Here is a 632-nt window from a genome sequence, read left to right on the forward strand (position 1 = left end):
GCGGGCAGTCCTACACCGCCACCACCCTGGGCGAGCTGGAAAAGAGCTACAACGCCATCGAGAACGAGATCGGCTACCGCACGGTGCCGGGGCCGGGCAGCTCCGGCTGGCTGCGGCTGGCCGTGCTGACCGCCCTGATCGCGACCGCGCTGGCACTGCTGATCAACCGGCGCCTGCCCAGCTGACTCAGGCGGGCAGCCTGCGGTTCAGCAGGAGCCCGGCCAGGATGGCGCCGGCCAGGACGAACGCGCCGAGCAGCATCCAGGCCAGGCTGGCGTCGCCCTTCACGGTTTCGTAGCCGATCTGGCGCTGCAGCGTCGAGTACACGTTCTTCAGCGAGTCCAGGCTGTCGGCGTGGAACGACTGCCCGCCGGACAGCTTGGCCACCATCTTCATCTGGTCGGTCGAGACCGGGACGGCGATGCGCTGCCCGTCCATCTCGATCTCGCCGCCCTTGGTCCCGAACGAGATCGTCGAGATCGGCACGCCCTCGTCCTTGGCCAGCCGCGCCGCCGTGTAGATGCCGTCGTGCGGATCGCTGGGATTGGAAGGCTTGTTCTCGCCGCCGTCGGAGAGCAGCACGATGCGGGCCGGCGGCGGTTTGTCGCCACCGGCGACCGCGGTGGCGCTGA

2 pseudogenes are annotated in these 632 nt (G+C 69.5%); one reads left to right on the forward strand and one right to left on the reverse strand.

Annotation, left to right across the window (positions count from 1 at the left end):
- A pseudogene (locus A9W96_RS01720) lies at positions 1–185 on the forward strand (hypothetical protein); the annotation flags it as partial.
- Position 186: 1 nt separating this feature from the next.
- On the opposite strand, the pseudogene A9W96_RS31965 reads toward A9W96_RS01720, so the two are convergent.
- Positions 187–632, reverse strand: a pseudogene (locus A9W96_RS31965) (hypothetical protein); the annotation flags it as partial.

This window comes from Mycobacterium sp. 1245852.3 (assembly GCF_001669335.1).
In the GTDB taxonomy this organism is placed as follows: Bacteria; Actinomycetota; Actinomycetes; order Mycobacteriales; family Mycobacteriaceae; genus Mycobacterium; species Mycobacterium europaeum_A.